General features: G+C 68.0%; 1 protein-coding gene. It reads right to left on the bottom strand.

The genetic code is table 11. From position 1 onward, the window contains the following. Positions 1-219, bottom strand: a 219-nt coding sequence (locus ACLQ28_RS34690) for an alcohol dehydrogenase catalytic domain-containing protein (RefSeq protein ID WP_425690476.1), incomplete at both ends; no start/stop codon positions are given.

Below are 219 nucleotides of genomic sequence, written 5' to 3'. Positions count from 1 at the left end.
CACCACCATCCGCCGGTCGGAGACCGCCCGTGTTCCGAACCCGTCCATGACCAGACCCATCACCCGGTCACCCGGGGTCAGATCGTGCACGTCGGTACCGACCTCGATCACGACACCGGCGGCCTCACTGCCCAGCGGCGCCTCCCCGGGATACATACCCAGGGCGATCAGCACATCGCGGAAGTTCAGACCCGCCGCGCGGACCCCGATACGTACCTC

This window comes from Micromonospora sp. DT201 (assembly GCF_049841575.1).
Lineage (GTDB): Bacteria > Actinomycetota > Actinomycetes > Mycobacteriales > Micromonosporaceae > Micromonospora.
Note: the sequence above shows the minus strand (reverse complement) of the source record. Positions and strands in the feature narration are given on the sequence as shown.